General features: G+C 66.3%; 18 protein-coding genes and 1 other RNA gene. 9 read left to right on the forward strand and 10 right to left on the reverse strand.

Features of this window, described 5'->3' with window-relative positions:
• Positions 1-10: 10 nt before the first annotated feature.
• The 4 genes from FW760_RS06370 to FW760_RS06385 all read left to right on the forward strand — a co-directional run bounded on the left by FW760_RS06370 (position 11) and on the right by FW760_RS06385 (position 3,595).
• Positions 11-1,753 (forward strand): GspE/PulE family protein, encoded by a 1,743-nt coding sequence (locus tag FW760_RS06370; protein ID WP_054915508.1) that lies wholly within the window; start codon positions 11-13, stop codon positions 1,751-1,753.
• Between the two features lie 83 nt (positions 1,754-1,836).
• Entirely contained in the window at positions 1,837-2,757 is a 921-nt protein-coding gene (locus tag FW760_RS06375) for an SPFH domain-containing protein (RefSeq protein ID WP_043863416.1), read from the forward strand.
• 2 nt (positions 2,758-2,759) lie between these two features.
• Entirely contained in the window at positions 2,760-3,209 is a 450-nt protein-coding gene (locus tag FW760_RS06380; protein WP_054915507.1) for an NfeD family protein, read from the forward strand.
• A gap of 71 nt (positions 3,210-3,280) precedes the next feature.
• Positions 3,281-3,595: a DUF2388 domain-containing protein gene (locus FW760_RS06385; RefSeq protein WP_043863414.1), complete on the forward strand. Its 315-nt coding sequence runs from the start codon at positions 3,281-3,283 to the stop codon at positions 3,593-3,595.
• 62 nt (positions 3,596-3,657) lie between these two features.
• Here the strand turns inward: FW760_RS06385 and gcvP are convergent, their stop codons facing one another.
• From gcvP to FW760_RS06430, 9 genes are all read right to left on the reverse strand, one after another.
• Complete coding sequence (gene gcvP, locus FW760_RS06390; RefSeq protein WP_116052402.1) at positions 3,658-6,531, reverse strand: aminomethyl-transferring glycine dehydrogenase; 2,874 nt, start codon at positions 6,529-6,531, stop codon at positions 3,658-3,660.
• Positions 6,532-6,614: 83 nt separating this feature from the next.
• Positions 6,615-6,998, reverse strand: coding sequence for a glycine cleavage system protein GcvH (gene gcvH / locus FW760_RS06395; RefSeq protein ID WP_058541755.1), 384 nt, complete (start codon positions 6,996-6,998; stop codon positions 6,615-6,617).
• A 45-nt stretch (positions 6,999-7,043) separates the two neighbouring features.
• Positions 7,044-8,126, reverse strand: a complete 1,083-nt coding sequence (gene gcvT / locus FW760_RS06400) for a glycine cleavage system aminomethyltransferase GcvT (RefSeq protein ID WP_043863411.1) — start codon at positions 8,124-8,126, stop codon at positions 7,044-7,046.
• Between the two features lie 118 nt (positions 8,127-8,244).
• Entirely contained in the window at positions 8,245-9,867 is a 1,623-nt protein-coding gene (locus FW760_RS06405) for an ABC transporter permease (protein ID WP_043863410.1), read from the reverse strand.
• Between the two features lie 151 nt (positions 9,868-10,018).
• Positions 10,019-11,020 (reverse strand): extracellular solute-binding protein, encoded by a 1,002-nt coding sequence (locus FW760_RS06410; RefSeq protein ID WP_043863409.1) that lies wholly within the window; start codon positions 11,018-11,020, stop codon positions 10,019-10,021.
• A 105-nt stretch (positions 11,021-11,125) separates the two neighbouring features.
• Positions 11,126-12,343 carry a 2-octaprenyl-3-methyl-6-methoxy-1,4-benzoquinol hydroxylase gene (locus FW760_RS06415; RefSeq protein ID WP_167400227.1) on the reverse strand — a complete coding sequence of 406 codons (1,218 nt, stop codon included), beginning with the start codon at positions 12,341-12,343 and terminating at the stop codon, positions 11,126-11,128.
• Positions 12,344-12,379: 36 nt separating this feature from the next.
• Entirely contained in the window at positions 12,380-13,576 is a 1,197-nt protein-coding gene (ubiH, locus tag FW760_RS06420) for a 2-octaprenyl-6-methoxyphenyl hydroxylase (RefSeq protein ID WP_116052403.1), read from the reverse strand.
• Positions 13,573-14,907 (reverse strand): Xaa-Pro aminopeptidase, encoded by a 1,335-nt coding sequence (pepP, locus tag FW760_RS06425; RefSeq protein WP_043863469.1) that lies wholly within the window; start codon positions 14,905-14,907, stop codon positions 13,573-13,575. Before pepP ends, ubiH begins: the two co-directional genes overlap by 4 nt.
• A gap of 26 nt (positions 14,908-14,933) precedes the next feature.
• The gene (locus FW760_RS06430) at positions 14,934-15,488 is read right to left on the reverse strand and encodes a YecA/YgfB family protein (RefSeq protein WP_043863406.1); all 555 of its coding nucleotides are present in this window, start codon (positions 15,486-15,488) and stop codon (positions 14,934-14,936) included.
• A 153-nt stretch (positions 15,489-15,641) separates the two neighbouring features.
• Here FW760_RS06430 and FW760_RS06435 point away from each other — a divergent pair, with 153 nt between their 5' ends.
• The 4 genes from FW760_RS06435 (at position 15,642) to FW760_RS06450 (ending at position 17,054) form a co-directional block, all read left to right on the forward strand.
• Positions 15,642-15,851 (forward strand): TIGR02449 family protein, encoded by a 210-nt coding sequence (locus FW760_RS06435; RefSeq protein WP_043863405.1) that lies wholly within the window; start codon positions 15,642-15,644, stop codon positions 15,849-15,851.
• Complete coding sequence (locus FW760_RS06440) at positions 15,848-16,165, forward strand: cell division protein ZapA (protein ID WP_043863404.1); 318 nt, start codon at positions 15,848-15,850, stop codon at positions 16,163-16,165. Before FW760_RS06435 ends, FW760_RS06440 begins: the two co-directional genes overlap by 4 nt.
• Positions 16,166-16,184: 19 nt before the next feature.
• A non-coding RNA gene (ssrS, locus tag FW760_RS06445) (6S RNA) lies at positions 16,185-16,362 on the forward strand.
• Positions 16,363-16,448: 86 nt separating this feature from the next.
• Positions 16,449-17,054 carry a 5-formyltetrahydrofolate cyclo-ligase gene (locus FW760_RS06450; RefSeq protein WP_043863403.1) on the forward strand — a complete coding sequence of 202 codons (606 nt, stop codon included), beginning with the start codon at positions 16,449-16,451 and terminating at the stop codon, positions 17,052-17,054.
• Positions 17,055-17,070: 16 nt separating this feature from the next.
• On the opposite strand, the gene FW760_RS06455 is transcribed toward FW760_RS06450, so the two are convergent.
• Complete coding sequence (locus FW760_RS06455; RefSeq protein WP_167400226.1) at positions 17,071-17,220, reverse strand: hypothetical protein; 150 nt, start codon at positions 17,218-17,220, stop codon at positions 17,071-17,073.
• 183 nt (positions 17,221-17,403) lie between these two features.
• Between FW760_RS06455 and FW760_RS06460 the strand changes: the two genes are divergently transcribed.
• On the forward strand, positions 17,404-17,853 hold the full coding sequence (locus FW760_RS06460) for an EVE domain-containing protein (RefSeq protein WP_078480689.1): 450 nt from the start codon (positions 17,404-17,406) through the stop codon (positions 17,851-17,853).
• Positions 17,854-17,864: the final 11 nt, after the last annotated feature.

Genomic DNA, 17,864 nt, shown 5'->3' on the forward strand with positions numbered 1-17,864 from the left:
AGGAAGCCCCATGCCTGCCACGCCGCCCGATCGCTGGCTCGACCTCGACACCCTGCTCGCCGAACTGCTCGCCCAGCAACGCATCAGCCCCGCCTGTGCCCGCCCCTGGCCGCAGGCCGCCAATGAACCCACACATCCGCTGGAGCGCATCGCCCGACGCGGCCTGAACGACCTGCAACGCCCCGGCCATACCCTGGACCTCGATGCCCTGGGCGAATGGCTGGGCCGCCAGGCCGGCCAGCGCCATGTGCGCATCGACCCCCTGGCACTGCAGGCAGCCAGCCTCGGCGGGCTGATGTCGGCCGCATTCGCGCGGCGTCACCAGATTCTGGCCATCGCGGTGGATGCCCACACGGTGACCGTCGCCAGCGCCCAGCCCTACGTACGCAGCTGGGAGCGCGACCTTGGGCAGGTGCTGCAACGCAGGGTGCAGCGGGTGCTGGCCAGCCCGGTGCAGATCCGTGAGCTGAGCCAGGCGGTGTTTCGCCTGGCCCACTCGGTCAGTGGTGCCAGCCAGCAGGCCGTGCCCGGGCCCGAAGGCGCCAGCCTCGAGGCACTGCTCGACCTGGGCAACAGCGCAGGCGACGTCGATGCCAACGAGACGCACATCGTCGGCATCGTCGACTGGCTGTTGCAGTACGCCTTCGAGCAGCGCGCCAGCGATATCCACATCGAGCCGCGCCGCGACCAGGGCCACCTGCGCCTGCGCATCGACGGCCTGCTGCACCCGGCCTACCAGTTCCCGCCGGCAGTGACCCTGGCGGTGGTCAGCCGGCTCAAGAGCCTGGGGCGCATGAACGTCGCGGAAAAGCGCCGCCCGCAGGATGGCCGCATCAAGGCCCGCTCGGCCGCCGGCGCCGAGGTCGAGCTGCGCCTGGCCACCCTGCCCACCGCGTTCGGCGAGAAACTGGTACTGCGTATCTTCGACCCGCACCTGCTGCACCAGGACTTCACCCAGCTGGGCCTGGACGGCGAGGCGCTGCAGCACTGGCAGGCGATGCTGCGCCAGCCCCACGGCATCATCCTGGTGACCGGGCCGACCGGCTCGGGCAAGACCAGCACCCTGTACGCCACCCTCAAGCAACTGGCCACGCCACAGGTCAACCTGTGCACCCTCGAAGACCCGATCGAACAGCTCGAGCCGGCCTTCAACCAGATGCAGGTGCAGCCCGGCATCGACCTGGGCTTTGCCAACGGTGTGCGTGCGCTGCTGCGCCAGGACCCGGACATCATCATGATCGGCGAGATCCGCGATGCCGACACCGCGCAGGTGGCGATCCAGGCCGCGCTCACCGGCCACCTGGTGCTCTCGACCCTGCACACCAACGATGCCTGCGGCGCCGTCGGGCGCCTGCTGGAACTGGGCATCGCGCCGTACCTGATCCGTGCCACGCTGGTCGGCGTGCTGGCCCAGCGCCTGGTGCGCACGCTGTGCCCGGCGTGCAAGGTGGCGCAGCCGCTCGACATGGCGCACTGGCGCGAACTCGACCCGCAGGCGCCGCTGCCCACCGCTACCTGCCAGGCTGAAGGCTGCCGCGATTGCCGGTACACCGGCTACCGGGGCCGCACCGGCCTGTTCGAGCTGCTGCCTGTGAGCCCACGCCTGCGCGAGCAGCTGTCGGGCGACGTCGACCTGGCAAACCTGCGCCGCCAGGCCCGGGCCGAGGGGCTGGGCAGCCTGCGCACCAGCGGCGCGCAAAAAGTCGCCGCAGGGCTGACTACACTGACAGAAGTGATTCGCGTTACTGCATGAAATGAAATGATCCGGCGCTGGCCTGCACAGCTGACCACATGCCAAGCTTGCGCACTTTCAGTCCTGCTGACCAAGGAAACGTCATGCAAATCGGAATGGTAATGCTGTTATTCGTGGGCCTGGCCCTGGCGCTGGTGTTCATGGGGTTCAAGGTGGTGCCACAGGGTTTCCAGTGGACCGTGGAACGCTTTGGCCGCTACACCACCACCCTCAAGCCGGGCCTCAACATCATCGTGCCGGTGATGGACCGCATCGGGCGCAAGATCAACATGATGGAAAGCGTGCTGGACATCCCGCCGCAGGAAGTCATCACCGCCGACAACGCCACCGTGCAGATCGATGCGGTGTGCTTCTTCCAGGTGGTCAACACGGCGCAGGCCGCCTACGAGGTCAACAACCTCGAGCACGCCACCCGCAACCTGCTGCAGACCAACATCCGTACCGTGCTCGGCTCCATGGAACTGGACGCCATGCTCAGCCAGCGCGACGCCATCAACGAGCGCCTGCTGCGCACCGTGGATGAAGCCACCGCACCGTGGGGCATCAAGATCACCCGTATCGAGATCAAGGACATCAGCCCGCCGGCCGACCTGATGGCCGCCATGTCCGGGCAGATGAAAGCCGAGCGGGTCAAGCGTGCGCAGATCCTCGAAGCCGAGGGCCTGCGGGCGGCTGCCATCCTCACCGCCGAAGGCAAGAAACAGGCGCAGATCCTCGAGGCCGAGGGTGAGCGTCAGGCGGCCTTCCTGGAATCGGAGGCCCGCGAGCGCCAGGCCGAAGCCGAAGCCCGCGCCACCCAGGTGGTGTCCGAGGCCATCGCCAACGGCAATGTGCAGGCCATAAACTACTTCGTGGCGCAGAAATACGTCGACGCGCTGGGCAAGCTGGCCTCGGCCAACAACAGCAAGGTGGTGCTGATGCCGCTGGAAGCCAGCCAGGTGATCGGCGCCGTCGGCGGCATCGGCGAGATCGTGCGGGCCACCTTCGACGGCAAGAAGGGCTGAGCATGTGGGACTACCTGCAACACCTGTCGTTCTGGGACTGGCTGGCGCTCGGTACGCTGCTGCTGATCCTGGAGGTGTTCGGCGCCGGCGGCTACCTGCTGTGGATCGGGGTGGCGGCGGCGGGCGTGGGCGTGATTACCTTCGTCGTCCCGCAGCTGCCGTGGACCTTGCAGTTCCTGCTGTTCGGCCTGCTGTCGGTATTCACCGCAGTGTTCTGGTGGCACCGTCAGCGCAGCAATGCCAGCCCCAGCGATGCGCCGGGGCTGAACATGCGCGGCCAGGAACTGATCGGCCGGACCTTCGTGGTGCAGGAGGCCATCGTGGGCGGTCGCGGCAAGATCAAGGTCGGCGACGGGGTGTGGATGGTCCGCGGGCCGGACCTGCCGGTGGGCACCCCGGTGCAAGTGCTGTCGCAGGACGGCGCGATACTGCAGGTTGGCCCCGCACCGTAGGCCCTGGGGAACTTGCCTGGGGAAATCACGATCCAACGCACCATAATAGCCCCCACACTGGAGTAAGCCCCATGCGCGTCAAACTTGCGGTTGCCACCCTTGCCTTGTTGTCGCTGCCGGTTGGCTCGGCGATGGCTGATGGCTTCTGGCGTGATGTGATTTCGTCCGGTGCCACCACCGGCTCCACCTACCTGACCTTCAAGGACCACAAGCTGGTGGTGGCGGCGCAGGAAGATGCCAGCAGCTATGTGGCCAGCAACGGCCAGATCAGCGGGCCGTATCTTGAGGCTGCCATGCAGCGTGTGCGTGCCGAGCAGCCAGGGCTGCAGGTCAGCGACATGGAGCTGGCCAATGCGATCCTGGCGCAGAATGCCGTGACCGAGTAATCGCCTCGCCGGCAATGCTGGCTCCTACAGGAGCCAGCCTTGTCGGCCACGAGGCCCTGGCCTCAGCGATAATCCTCCACCGGCACACACGCACAGAACAGGTTGCGGTCCCCGTACACGTTGTCCACCCGGTTCACCGCCGGCCAGTACTTGTGCAGCCGCGCATGGTGGCTCGGCGCAACACCCTGCTCGATCGAGTAAGGTCGTTCCCACACCCCCAGCACATCCGCCAAGGTATGCGGCGCCCGCTTGAGCGGGTTGTCCTCGGCTGGCCAGTTGCCGTTCTGCACCTCTGCAATCTCGGCCCGAATCTTCAGCATCGCCTCCACGAAGCGGTCCAACTCGGCCTTGGACTCGCTCTCGGTCGGCTCCACCATCAAGGTGCCCGGCACCGGGAACGACATGGTCGGCGCATGGAACCCGTAGTCCATCAGGCGCTTGGCCACATCCTCTTCGGTGATGGCGGTCAGCGCCTTCAAGGGCCGCAGGTCGAGGATGCACTCATGCGCCACCCGCCCATTGCGCCCGCGGTACAGCACCGGGAACGCCCCGCCCAACTGCTGGGCCAGATAGTTGGCCGACAGGATCGCCACCTCGCTGGCATCGGCCAGTTGCGGCCCCATCATGGCGATGTACATCCAGCTGATCGGCAGGATGCTCGCACTGCCCCAGGGCGCCGCACTGACCGCAGTGTTCTGCGGGTCGGGGCCGGGCACCGGCACCACCGGATGGCTGGCCACGAACGGTGCCAGGTGTGCACGCACGCCGATCGGGCCCATGCCCGGCCCGCCACCGCCATGGGGAATGCAGAAGGTCTTGTGCAGGTTCATGTGCGATACATCGGCACCGATGTCCGCCGGCCGCGCCAACCCGACCTGGGCATTGAGGTTGGCGCCATCCATGTACACCTGGCCACCGTGGCTGTGGATAACTTCGCAGATCTCACTGATGCCTTCCTCGTACACACCGTGGGTCGACGGGTAGGTGGCCATCAGGCAGGCCAGACGCTCACCTGCCGCCTGGGCCTTGGCCTTGAGGTCGGCCAGGTCGACGTTGCCCGCCACATCGCATTCCACGATCACCACCTGCATGCCGGCCATCTGCGCAGACGCCGGGTTGGTGCCGTGCGCCGAGGCCGGGATCAGGCAGATATCGCGCTGACCCTGCTGGCGGCTGCGGTGGTACTTGCTGATCGCCAGCAGCCCCGCGTATTCACCCTGGGCACCGGAGTTGGGTTGCATGCAGATGGCATCGAAACCGGTGATCGCGCACAGCCAGCGCTCCAGCTCGTCGATCATCGCGGTATAGCCCTGGGCCTGGCTGAGCGGCGCGAACGGGTGCAGGTTGGCGAAGGCCGGCCAGGTGATGGGGATCATCTCGCTGCTGGCGTTGAGCTTCATGGTGCACGAGCCCAGCGGGATCATCGACTGGTTGAGGGCCAGATCCTTGTTCTCCAGCTGCTTGAGGTAACGCAGCATCTCGGTTTCGCTGTGGTGCAGGTTGAACACCGGGTGCGTCAGAAACGCCGACTGGCGCTGCAAGGCGTCGGGGATGCCGCTGTGCTGCGCCTGGGCATCCAGCTCGGCCACGCTCAGCCCATGGTCAGCGCCCAGAAAGATGCCGAACAGGAGCAGCACCGTGGCCTCGTCGCAGGTTTCATCCAGGCTTACGCCCAGGTGCCCGCGGCCCAGGATGCGCAGGTTGATCTGCGCGGCCTCGGCGCTCTGGATGATCGCGGTCTGGCTGCCGCCGACGTCCAGGGTCAGGGTGTCAAAGAAGTGCTCGTTCAAGCGCTTGAGCCCTTTGGCTTGCAGGCCGGCAGCCAGGATCACCGTGAGCCGGTGCACCCGCTGGGCGATGCGCCTGAGCCCTTCGGGCCCGTGGTACACGGCATAGAACCCGGCGATGTTGGCCAGCAGCACCTGCGCGGTGCAGATGTTGGAGTTGGCCTTCTCGCGGCGGATGTGCTGTTCGCGGGTCTGCAGGGCCATGCGCAGCGCCAGGTTGCCGCGCGCGTCCTTGGAAACGCCGATGATGCGCCCTGGCATGGCGCGCTTGAAGTCGTCGCGGCAGGCAAAGTAGGCCGCGTGCGGCCCCCCGTAGCCCATGGGCACGCCAAAGCGCTGGGTCGAGCCGAGCACCACGTCGGCGCCCTGCTCGCCCGGCGGGGTCAACAGCACCAGGCTCAGCAGGTCGGCGGCGACGCAGGCCAGCGCCTGCTGGGCATGCAGCTGCTCGATGGCCGGGCGCAGGTCGTGCACCCCGCCGTGGGTGTTGGGGTATTGCAGCAGCGCGCCGAACACCCGGTGCTTGTCCAGGTTGTCCAGCCCATCGACGATCAGCTCGAAGCCGAAGCCCTCGGCGCGGGTCTGCAATACGGACAGGGTCTGCGGGTGGCAATGTTCATCGACGAAGAACGCATTGCTGCGCGACTTGGCCATGCGCCGTGCCAGAGCCATGGCTTCGGCAGCGGCCGTCGCTTCGTCGAGCAGCGAGGCATTGGCCAGGTCCAGCCCGGTCAGGTCGATGACCATCTGCTGGTAATTGAGCAGCGCCTCCAGGCGACCCTGGGCGATCTCCGGCTGATACGGCGTATAGGCGGTGTACCAGCCGGGGTTCTCCAGCACGTTGCGCAGGATCACCGTGGGCGTCAGGGTAGCGTGGTACCCCATGCCGATCAGGCTGGTCCACACCTGGTTCTGCTCGGCGTAACCGCGCAGTTTTGCCAGGGCGGCCTGTTCATCAAGCGCCGGGGGCAGTTCCAGCGGGCGGTTCAGGCGAATGCCCGGCGGGACGGTCTGCTCGATCAGTTCACTGCGACTGCTCAGGCCCAGGGCCTGCAACATTGCCTGCTGCTCGGCCGCATCCGGGCCAAGATGACGACGCAGGAACGGGTTGGAATCGTGCAGTTGGCTCAGGGACGGCGACTGGGACATAGCGGCTCTCTCTTCCAAGACCAAGCCTCGAGGGGTCGAGGCTTATTGAGTCTAGGAAGGGATTGTCGTTCGTGCGGGAAAAACTACTCGCCGATGGCGGCCTTGTAGCCGGCAGCGTCCAGCAACTGCTCCAGCTCTGCCGGGTTGGACGGCTTGAGCTTGAAGATCCAGCTGGCGTAAGGATCGTTGTTCAGGCTCTCAGGGCTGTCGCTGAGGTCTTCGTTGACCGCGATCACTTCGCCGCTGACCGGCGCGTAGATATCCGAAGCGGCTTTCACCGACTCCACCACCCCGGCGGCATCCTTGGCCGCGAACACCTTGCCGACCTCGGCCAGTTCGACGAATACCACGTCGCCCAGGGCTTCCTGGGCGTGGTCGCTGATGCCCACGGTGACGGTACCGTCGGCTTCCAGCCTGGCCCACTCGTGGCTCTCGGCAAAACGCAGGTCGGCGGGGATATTGCTCATAGTGTCTTTCCTCAACAGGTCAGCGGTCGGCCCGCCGGAATGAATTCAGATCAGGATCTTGCCCTGGCGCACGAAGGTCGGCTTGACCACCCGTACCGGGTACCACTTGCCGCGAATTTCCACCTCGGCGCGGTCGGCGGTAGCCACCGGCACGCGGGCCAGGGCAATCGCCTTGCTCAGCGTAGGAGAGAAACTACCACTGGTGATCTCCCCTTCGCCAATCTGTGCGATTCGCACCACCTGATGCGCACGCAGCACACCGCGTTCCTCGAGCACCAGGCCGACCAGTTTCAGCTGCACGCCTGCGGCCTGCTCGGCCTCCAGCGCACGGCGTCCGATGAAGTCGCGGTCGGCCGGTTCCAGGGCGATGTTGTGGGCCAGGTTGGAGGTCAGTGGCGAGTGTGCCTCGTCGATGTCCTGTCCGTACAGCGTCATGCCCGCTTCCAGGCGCAAGGTATCGCGCGCGCCCAGCCCGCTGGGGGCAATACCGGCGCCGACCAGGTCGTTGAAGAACGCCGGGGCCTGCTCTGCCGGCAGGGTGATCTCCAGGCCGTCTTCGCCGGTGTAGCCGGTACGCGAGATGAACCAGTCGCCACTGCTGCGGCCTTCGAAGGGGGCCAGTTCACGAATCAGCGCCGCACGGTCGCTGCTCACCAGTTCGGCCAGCTTGTCCCGCGCATGCGGGCCCTGCACAGCGAAGATCGACAGTTCGGGACGCTCGCGCACCTGCACGTCGTAGTCGCCGATATGGGCCTGCAGCCAGGCCAGGTCCTTGTCGCGGGTGGCGGCGTTGGCCACCAGGCGGTAGCCGTCGTCGGTGCGGTAGACCAGCAGGTCGTCGATCACACCGCCCTGTTCGTTGAGCAGGGTGCTGTACAGGGCCTTGCCGTGGGCATTCGGGCTGGCCACATCGTTGGCCAGCAACCAGCGCAGCCAGGGCGTGGCCTGGGCGCCGTGCACATCGATCACGGTGAGGTGCGAGACATCGAAGACCCCGCAGTCGCGGCGCACCTGGTGGTGCTCCTCGACTTGCGAGCCGTAATGCAGGGGCATGTCCCAACCGCCAAAATCGACCATCTTGGCGCCAAGCGCCAGGTGCAGGTCATAAAGAGGCGTACGCTGTCCCATGGGTTTCTCCTTCCGGGCGTGGCGAGGCTGCGGCTGAGGGCAGCGTTTCAGCTACCCGGTGCTGATCGGCCGCAGCGAATGCCGCGCATTGTAGCCGCAAGGGCGCAGCCTTACACCCTCAGTGACTCTGACCCGGGTGACGCGCCGAACGCCTTATCAAACCGATGACCGGCAGCAGCCCCACCAGCACCAGCGTCAACGCCGGCAGCGAGGCACGCGACCACTCGCCCTCGCTGGTCATCTCGAATACCCGCACCGCCAGGGTGTCCCAACCGAACGGGCGCATCAGCAGGGTGGCGGGCATCTCCTTGAGCACATCGACGAACACCAGCAGCGCCGCGCTCAGCGCACCCGGCACCAGCAGCGGGAGATACACCTTGAAAAACAATCGCGGGCCGCTGACCCCGAGGCTGCGCGAGGCCTCCGGCAGCGAGGGCCGGATGCGCCCCAGGCTGTTTTCCAAGGGGCCGTAGGCCACGGCAATGAAGCGCACCAGATAGGCCAGCAGCAGTGCCGCCAGGCTGCCCATCAGCAGCGGCCGGCCGGCACCGCCAAGCCAGCTCGAAAGCGGCACCACCAGCTGGTTGTCGAGGTAACTGAAGGCCAGCATGATCGACACCGCCAATACCGAGCCGGGCAAGGCGTAGCCCAGGTTGGCCAGGCTGACCCCGGCGCGCACCACGCGGGTGGGGGCCTGGCGTCGGGCAAACGCCAGCAGCAGTGCCACCGCCACGGTGATCAGCGCAGCCATGGCGCCCAGGTACAGGGTATGCAGGATGAGCGCGCCATAGCGCTCGTCGAGGTCGAAACGCCCGCGCTGCCAGAACCACACCAGCAACTGCAGCACCGGGATAACGAACGCGCAGGCAAACACCAGCAGGCACCAGCTGCTGGCAGCCAGCGCCTTGACCCCGCGCAGGTGGTACAGCGCCGCCACCCGGGGCCGCTCGTTGCTGCTGCGTACCGCACCGCGGGCCCGGCGCTCGCCGTACAGCACCAGCATGACGGCCAGCAGCAACAGGCTGGCGAGCTGGGCGGCGCTGGAGAGGCTGAAGAAGCCGTACCAGGTCTTGTAGATGGCGGTGGTGAAGGTGTCGAAGTTGAACACGGCCACCGCGCCGAAGTCGGCCAGGGTTTCCATCAGCGCCAGCGCCACGCCCGCGCCGATCGCCGGCCGCGCCATGGGCAGGGCCACGCGCCAGAAGGCTTGCAGCGGCGATTGCCCGAGCACCCGCGCCGCTTCCATCAGGCCCTTGCCCTGGGCCAGGAAGGCGGTACGTGCCAGCAGGTAGACATAGGGGTAGAACACCAGCACCAGCACGATGATCACCCCGCCGGTGGAGCGCACGCGCGGCAGGCGCATGGGGCCGAACCATTCGCGCAGCAGGGTTTGCACCGGGCCGGAGAAGTCCAGCAAACCGACGAAGACGAACGCCAGCACATAGGCGGGGATGGCGAAGGGCAGCATCAATGCCCAGTCGAGCCAGCGTCGGCCGGGGAATTCGCACAGGCTGGTGAGCCAGGCCAGGCTCACGCCCAGCACGGTGACGCCGACGCCCACGCCGAGGATCAAGGTCAGGGTGTTGCCCAACAGGCGGCTCATCTGGGTGTCGAGCAGGTGCGACCAGATCTGCAGGTCGATGCTCTGCCACGACAGCACCAGCACGCTCAGCGGCAGCAGCACCAGCGCGCAGACGGTGAAGACCAGGGGGTACCAGCGGCGTTGGGCGGGGTGTGACACGGGGGGAGATCTCTGGCGAAGGTGAGAGCGACCGCGTTGCGGTCTATCGCGGGTCAAGCCCGCTCCCACAAGGGCCACGGTGATCCCTGTAGGAGCGGGCTTGACCCGCGATGGGCCCCGACAGGGGCCCCGCAAGAATAAAGCCTTGCGCTCAGTTCCAGCCAGCCCGATCCATCAGGCGAATCGCTTCAGCCTGACGCTTGCCCGCCACTTCCACCGGCAGGCTGTCGGCCTTGAACTTGCCCCACGCCGCCACTTCTGCCGAAGGTTCGACCTTGGGGTTGGCCGGGAACTCCTGGTTCACATCGGCGAAGATCTTCTGCGCCTGCGGCCCGGTCATCCACTCCACCAGCTTGATCGCGGCCTCCTTGTGCGGCGCGTGCCGGGTCAAGCCGATGCCCGACAGGTTGACGTGCACGCCACGGTCGGCCTGGTTGGGCCAGAACAGCTTGATCGGCAGCTGCGGCTGCTCCTTGTGCAGGCGGCCATAGTAGTAGGTATTGACGATGCCCACGTCGCACTGCCCGGCCTCGATGGCCTTGAGCACTGCCACGTCATCCGAGAACACGTCGGTGGACAGGTTGTTCACCCAGCCCTTGAGGATCTCTTCGGTCTTCTCGGCGCCGTGGGTTTCGATCAGGGTCGCGGTCAGCGACTGGTTGTAGACCTTCTTGGCGGTACGCAGGCACAAGCGCCCTTCCCATTCCTTGCCGGCCAGCGCCTCATAGGTGCTCAGCTCCTCGGGCTTGACCCGGTCGGTGGCGTAGGCAATGGTCCGTGCGCGCAGGCTCAGGCCGGTCCAGTCATGGGACGAAGCGCGATACTGCGGGGGAATGTTGGCGTCGATCACGGCCGACTTGATCGGCTGCAGGATACCCATCTGCTCGGCCTGCCAGAGGTTGCCGGCATCCACGGTCAGCAGCAGGTCGGCGGTGGCGTTGCTGCCCTCGGCCTTGATGCGCTGCATCAACGGCGCTTCCTTGTCGGTGATGAACTTGACCTTGACCCCGGTTTCCTTGGTGTAGGCATCGAATACCGGCTTGATCAGCTCGTCGATGCGCGAGGAATACACCACCACCTCGTCCGCCGCCTGTGCGGTACCGCCCAGCAGGGTGAGCGCCAGGGCGGCGAGTAGATGCTTGCGTGGCAACATGAAGGCGGTCCTCGGAATGCGGGAGAGGCGCAAATGGTAGTGAATGCCATTTGCCTTCTCAACCGAACTGCCAAGGGAGGAGTTACCAGATGTTGCGGTGCCGCCTCAGGCCCGTGCCAGCTCCGGCAGGTCGCCGCTCAGCCCCAGCGCCTGGCGCACGAACAGCGCCTTAGCCTCCGGCAGTTGCTCCACCCACTTCAGGCCACTGTTGCGCAGCCAGCGCAGCGGCAGCGGGTCGGCCTGGAACAGGCGCTCGAAGCCCTCCATTGCGGCCATCAAGGCCAGGTTGTGCGGCATGCGCCGTCGTTCGTAGCGGCTCAGCACGCGCACGTCGGCCAGGCGCTCGCCGCGCTCATGGGCATGCTGCAGCACTTCGGCCAGCACCGCCGCATCCAGAAAGCCAAGGTTCACGCCCTGCCCGGCCAGCGGGTGAATGGTGTGGGCCGCATCGCCGATCAACGCCAGGCCCTCGGCCACGTAGCGCTTGGCATGGCGCTGGCGCAGCGGTACGCACAGCCGTGGGTCGGCCGCCAGCACCGTGCCCAGGCGGCCCTCGAAGGCCCGCTCCAGCTCGGCGCAGAAGGCTTCGTCCGGCAGGGCCATGAGGCGCTCGGCCTGCGCAGGCGTGGTCGACCACACGATGGAGCACCAGTGCTGCTGGCCGTCGCGCAGCAGTGGCAGAAACGCCAGCGGGCCGTCATCGGTGAAGCGCTGCCAGGCCGTGGCCTGGTGCGGCTCGGCACAGCGTACGCTGGTCACGATGGCGTGGTGCAGGTAGTCCCACTCACGGGTTTGGCAGCCGGTCAGGCGGCGCACCGCCGAGTTGGCTCCGTCAGCCGCAATCACCAGCGGCGCGCGCAGGGTGCGGCCATCGGCCAGGGTCAGCAGCCAGTCGTCGCCACTGCGGCGCATCTGCTCCAGGCGGGCGTTGGCCAGCAGGCCGATCTCGCTGTCGTGCAGGCGCTGCAGCAGACCGTCCTGCACCACGCGGTTCTCGACGATGTGGCCGAGCACCTCGGCGTGCACGCTGGCGGCCGAAAAGTGGATCTGCCCGGTGCCGCTGCCGTCCCACACGTGCATGTCCGAATACGGGCTCAGGCGCCGCTCGCGTATGTGCTGCCAGGCGCCCACGCGCTCGAGGATGCGCTGGCTGGCCATCGACAGCGCGCTGACTCGCGGCTCGAAGGGCGCCTGTGCATCGAACGGCTTGACCGTCAGGGGGCTGCCGTCGAGCAGCAGGATGTCCAGGCCACTGTGCTGCAAGGCCAGGGCCAGGGCGCTACCGACCATTCCGGCACCGACAATCAACAGATCTGCGCGCATTTCCATGCTTTCAAGCCCGATAAAGAGAAGAAGGGGTCATTGGCCAGGCTGGTCCGGGCGTGTACCCAGGCCCATGGCCTGGCGGGCGAACCAGCGCTTGGCCGGGGGCAGCAGGTCCAGGCCCAGCAGGCCCAGGTTGCGCCCGGTGGCGAGCAACGGCTGGCCGCTGCCGAACAGCCGCGTGACCTTGTCGGAGAAGCCCACGGTCAGGTCCTGGTCCAGGCGCTGGCGCTCGCGGTAGGCCTGCAGGGTCGCCAGGTCGCCCGGTACTTCAGGCCCGGCCAGCAGACCGTCGGCCAGCGACTGCACGTCGCGCAGCGACAGGTTGAAACCCTGCCCGGCAATCGGGTGCAGGCTGTGCGCGGCGTTGCCCAGCACCACCAGGTGCGAGCGCACCTGCTCCTGGGCCTCGACCAGCGACAGCGGGTAGAGGTGACGCGCGCCCACCTGGCGCAAGGTGCCCAGACGGTAGCCGAACACGCCTTGCAGCTCGGCCAGGAAGGCTCGTTCGTCTATCTCGGCCAGCCGTCTGGCATCCATTCCGGCACGGGTCCAGACCAGCGCGCAGCGGTTTTCCGGCAGCGGCAGCAAGGCCATCGGGCCGTCATCGGTGAAGCGTTCGAACGCCTGCCCGCAATGGGCCTCGCTCGGGGTGATGTTGGCGATCAGCGCACTCTGGTTGTACGGGCGCTGGCTGACGTGGATGCCCAACTGCTCGCGCAGCCCGGAACGCCCGCCGTCGGCCAGTACCGCCAGGTCGCAGTCCACCGTGGTGTCGTCATCCAGTGTCAGGCGGTAGCCGTCGGCCAGCGGCTGCATCGCGCTGACCTGCGCCGGGCAGCGCCAAGTCACCACCTCGGCATCCAGCCCCTGCCACAGGCACTGGCCGAGCCAGGCGTTCTCGACCACGTAGCCGAGTGCCGGCACGCCTTCTTCCAGGGCGTCCAGGCGGGTGGCGCCAAAGCGGCCACGGTCGGACACCTGGATCTGGCGGATCGGTTCGGCGCGGCGGCTGATCGGCTGCCACAGGCCCAGACGCTCGTAGATCTGCCGGGTACCGTAGGAAAGCGCCGAGGAACGTGCGTCGTAACTGGGCTGGAAGCTGTCGCCGGGGGCGAACGGCTCGATCAGCAGGATCTTCCAGCCACGCGCCCTGGCCCCGGCCTGCAGGGCCAGCGCCAGGCTGGCACCGACCAGGCCGCCACCGATGATGGCAAGGTTGACCCGGCTCATGCGGCGTGGCTGCGTGCAGCCGCCATCAATGCTTCGATTTCGGCCACCGTGCGCGGTACGCCGGAGGTCAGGATTTCACAGCCCTGCTTGGTCACCACTACGTCGTCCTCGATTCGTACGCCGATACCGCGCCACTTCTTCGCGACGCTCTGGTTGTCGGCAGCAATGTAGATGCCCGGCTCCACCGTCAGGGCCATGCCCGGCTCCAGCACGCGCCACTGGTCGGCGACCTTGTACTCGCCGACGTCGTGCACATCCAGCCCCAGCCAGTGACCGGCGCGGTGCATGTAGAAGGCCCGATGGGCCTCGGCCTCGATCAGCGCCGGCACGTCGCCCTTGAGCAGCCCCAGCTCCACCAGCCCTTCGGTGATCACCTGCACGGTGGCCTCGTGGGCATGGTTCCAGTGCTTGCCCGGTGCAATCGCGGCAAAGGCTGCAGCCTGGGCCTTGAGCACCAGCTCGTAGATCGCTTTCTGCTCCGGCGAGAAGCGCCCGCTGACCGGGAAGGTGCGGGTGATGTCGCTGGCGTAGCAGTCGATCTCGCACCCAGCGTCGATCAGGACCAGGTCGCCGTCCTTGAGCAGCGCGTCGTTCTGCTGGTAATGCAGGATGCAGGCGTTGCGACCCGATGCCACGATCGAGCCGTAGGCCGGCATCTTCGCCCCGCCCTTGCGGAACTCGTAGTCCAGCTCGGCCTCCAGGCTGTATTCGTGCAACCCGGCGCGGCAGGCCTGCATGGCCCGCACATGGGCGCGTGCCGAAATCGCCGCGGCCTCGCGCATCACCTTCACTTCCGTGGCCGATTTATACAGGCGCATGTCGTGCAGCAGATGATCCAGCGCAACGAACTCGTTCGGTGGCTGGGCGCCGAGGTTGGCCTTGGAGCGGATCACGTTGATCCACTCCATCAGGTGGCGGTCGAATTCGGGGTGGCTGCCCATGGCCGAGTACACCCGGTCGCGGCCTTCGATCAGGCCCGGCAGGATGTCGTCGATGTCGGTGATGGGGAACGCATCGTCCGCGCCGTATTCGCGTATCGCGCCTTCCTGGCCGGCGCGCAGGCCGTCCCACAGCTCGCGCTCGGGGTTGCGCTCGCGGCAGAACAGCACGTACTCACCGTGCTCGCGGCCGGGGATCAGCGCAATCACCGCCTCGGGCTCCGGGAAGCCGCTGAGGTACTGGAAGTCGCTGTCCTGGCGGTACACATGCTCCACGTCGCGGTTGCGAATGGCCACCGCGGCCGCGGGCAGGATGGCGATGCTGTTGGGTTCCATCTGCGCCATCAGCGCCTTGCGACGACGGGCATACTCCGCTTTGGGGATATGGGCTATTGGCACGAGGAACCCCTGTTCGGCATTTAGTGCAAGGAAGGCTTGGGCGCAGGCGCCTGTGGCTTGGCCAGCTCGGAGAACAGCAGCATCGGTGCGACGCGCAGGTACTCCATCACTTCCATATAGTCGCTTTCGCCGTCTTCGGATTCTTCCAGTGCATCCTGGACCTGGGAAATGGCATCCAGGTCACCCAGCACTTCCTTGGCTTCGGCACTCAGGCTCAGGCCTGCCGAGTTGAGGCCGAAGCCGTACAGGAAGCCTTTGCACCACTCGCCCAGGGCGATGGCACGCTCGGTCAGCGGGGCATCGTCGGTGGGCAGCAACAGCACGACGGTGACTTCTTCACCGGTGAGTTCGCCCTTGACCATCTCCTGCAGGCCGATCAAAGCGTTACGAACATTGTCTACAGGATCGACTTCCAGCAGGTGGGCCGCATCGGCCAACCAGCCGTCGGCATCGAAGCCGGCGCCGGCGCAGCTGCGCCCGAGCAACAAGCCGTGAAGCTCGGCAGGCGAAACAGGGTGACCGTTGCTGGTGAGCAAGGTGGCAAAAGCGGTGTATGGCGAATTCGTAATGGGCATGGGCAGCTAGGCGCCAGACGGCGCAATGACTAGAATGAAGGCCTTGTATCCTAGCACCGGCAGGCGCGCCAAGACCATCGACGCCGCCAATTCGGGGCATGCCGGAACTTAATGAGCGGGTAAGACCCGTCTGACAAAAGCGAGTGGCACGTCATGCCAGAGAACGACCTGCAAGCGCTGATGGGCCGATTCGAGCTGTTGATCGAACGTGTCGAGCAACTAAAGCGGCAAAATGCACTCCTATTAGCTCAGGAAAAATCCTGGCGCGAGGAGCGCGCCCACCTCATCGAAAAAAACGAGATCGCCCGGCGTAAGGTCGAATCGATGATTTCGCGGCTCAAGGCCCTGGAGCAAGACTCATGAGTTCAAGCAATAGCGTCACCGTTCAGATCCTCGACAAGGAGTATTCGATCATCTGCCCGCCGGAAGAGCGCAGCAACCTGGTCAGCGCAGCGCGCTACCTGGACAGCAAGATGCGCGAGATCCGCAGCAGCGGCAAGGTGATCGGCGCCGACCGTATCGCGGTGATGGCGGCGCTGAACATCACCCACGACCTGCTGCACAATCAGGAGCGCCCGCAGGCGCCCACCGGCGGTGCCACCCGTGAACAGGTGCGCGACCTGCTCGAACGTGTCGATCAGGCATTGGCCGACGACGCGGGTTCAAAACCGGCCTGAGTTTCGGGTATACTCCGACCACTCCCTGGAGTGCTTGCCAGTCGGTCATGTCCCTGAGCCGATACGCACAACCACGGGGGTTGCACGTGGGGCCGGTGTGCATGTCCGCTTGACGGAAAGCCTTAACGCCTCCTGTAATCTCCACCTTGAACTTTCGGGTTCAAGGGCTACACCGACAGCGGTTCGTCGGGGAGCCTGAATTCTCCAGCCTGCGCCCGCCCAGCGGCGCACGCACATGCACTGCCACCCCTGCGTGGCAGTCGCCCCAGGGACCGCCCGTGCCATGACCGACACCGCGCCGCTTACCCGCCCCCAACTTCGTCGTCTGCTCCGTGATGCCCGCCGTGCCCTCAGCCCGGCCGAACAGCGCCGTGCCGCGCGCGGCCTGTACCGGCAACTGGCGCAGCACCCGCTGTTTCGTCGTGCCCGGCACATTGCCCTGTACCTGCCCAACGACAGCGAGATCGACCCGCGCCTGCTGCTGCGCGAAGCTCAACGTCGAGGCAAGCATACCTACCTGCCGGTGCTGCACGCCTGGCCCAGAACCCGCATGGCCTTCCAGCGCTTCGAGCACGGTGAAAAACTGCGCCCCAACCGCTTCCGCATCCCCGAACCACGCATCAATCTCACACGCCAGCGACCCACCTGGGCACTGGACCTGATCCTGCTGCCGCTGGTGGGTTTCGACGAGACGGGTGGGCGACTGGGCATGGGCGGCGGGTTCTATGACCGCAGCCTGGCGTATCAGGGGCGGCGCAAGGCCTGGAAGAAACCCCTGCTGCTGGGGCTGGCGCACGAATGCCAGAAAGTGCAACGACTGGCCCAGGCCAGTTGGGACGTGCCGCTGCAGGGCACGGTATCGGACAGGGGGTGGTACCTGGCACCCTGAACGGGCGCCGCAAGGCTCAACGCTTGACGGGGGTCGGGGCGGCCGGCATCTCGTAGGCGGCTGTTTCGAGTTTCTGTTCCCACAGGCTTTGTGCATAGCCGGTGGTGACCACACCCAGGCCAAACAGAAAAACGAGCACCCAGAGCAAATCCGGTTTGCGATTCATCGATTGCCCCCCTCAGGCAAACTCATCACGATGACAGCAACGGTTTTTATTATGCCGTGCAGCAGCGTCAAGCTTAAAATGCGCGCATTCTCCGACAACCTGGTGCCACACGCAAACGTTGACGCCAACCGGCTGTCGGTTTCATGCAACAGGTTATTTCAAACTTTGTCTGGAGCGTCAACGATGGCCTACTGGCTGATGAAATCCGAGCCCGACGAGCTCTCGATCGAAGACCTCGCCCGCCTCGGCCAGGCGCGCTGGGACGGGGTGCGCAACTACCAGGCGCGCAACTTCATGCGCGCCATGGCGGTGGGCGACCTGTTCTTCTTCTACCACTCCAGCTGCCCCGAGCCCGGCATCGCCGGTATTGCCCGCATCACCACCGCCGCCTACCCCGACCCCACCGCACTGGACCCCGAGAGCCACTACTTCGACGCCAAGGCCAACGCCGAGAAGAACCCGTGGAGCGCAGTGGACGTGGAGCATGTGGAAACCTTGCGCAAGGTGCTGGGCCTTGGCTACCTCAAGCAACAGGCGGCACTGGCCGAACTGCCACTGGTACAGAAGGGCAGCCGCCTGTCGGTGATGCCGGTGACGGACGAACAATGGGCCGCGGTGCTCGCACTACGTTAATTTCGCGTAAG

The sequence above is a fragment of the Pseudomonas sp. 1176_21 genome (assembly GCF_052850635.1).

Coding starts and splice junctions, on each gene's coding strand:
- FW760_RS06370 (WP_054915508.1), top strand. CDS start 11: ATGCCTGCCACGCCGCCCGATCGCTGGCTCGACCTCGACACCCTGCTC.
- FW760_RS06375 (WP_043863416.1), top strand. CDS start 1,837: ATGCAAATCGGAATGGTAATGCTGTTATTCGTGGGCCTGGCCCTGGCG.
- FW760_RS06380 (WP_054915507.1), top strand. CDS start 2,760: ATGTGGGACTACCTGCAACACCTGTCGTTCTGGGACTGGCTGGCGCTC.
- FW760_RS06385 (WP_043863414.1), top strand. CDS start 3,281: ATGCGCGTCAAACTTGCGGTTGCCACCCTTGCCTTGTTGTCGCTGCCG.
- gcvP (WP_116052402.1), bottom strand. CDS start 6,531: ATGTCCCAGTCGCCGTCCCTGAGCCAACTGCACGATTCCAACCCGTTC.
- gcvH (WP_058541755.1), bottom strand. CDS start 6,998: ATGAGCAATATCCCCGCCGACCTGCGTTTTGCCGAGAGCCACGAGTGG.
- gcvT (WP_043863411.1), bottom strand. CDS start 8,126: ATGGGACAGCGTACGCCTCTTTATGACCTGCACCTGGCGCTTGGCGCC.
- FW760_RS06410 (WP_043863409.1), bottom strand. CDS start 11,020: ATGTTGCCACGCAAGCATCTACTCGCCGCCCTGGCGCTCACCCTGCTG.
- FW760_RS06415 (WP_167400227.1), bottom strand. CDS start 12,343: ATGCGCGCAGATCTGTTGATTGTCGGTGCCGGAATGGTCGGTAGCGCC.
- ubiH (WP_116052403.1), bottom strand. CDS start 13,576: ATGAGCCGGGTCAACCTTGCCATCATCGGTGGCGGCCTGGTCGGTGCC.
- FW760_RS06430 (WP_043863406.1), bottom strand. CDS start 15,488: ATGCCCATTACGAATTCGCCATACACCGCTTTTGCCACCTTGCTCACC.
- FW760_RS06435 (WP_043863405.1), top strand. CDS start 15,642: ATGCCAGAGAACGACCTGCAAGCGCTGATGGGCCGATTCGAGCTGTTG.
- FW760_RS06440 (WP_043863404.1), top strand. CDS start 15,848: ATGAGTTCAAGCAATAGCGTCACCGTTCAGATCCTCGACAAGGAGTAT.
- FW760_RS06450 (WP_043863403.1), top strand. CDS start 16,449: ATGACCGACACCGCGCCGCTTACCCGCCCCCAACTTCGTCGTCTGCTC.
- FW760_RS06455 (WP_167400226.1), bottom strand. CDS start 17,220: ATGAATCGCAAACCGGATTTGCTCTGGGTGCTCGTTTTTCTGTTTGGC.
- FW760_RS06460 (WP_078480689.1), top strand. CDS start 17,404: ATGGCCTACTGGCTGATGAAATCCGAGCCCGACGAGCTCTCGATCGAA.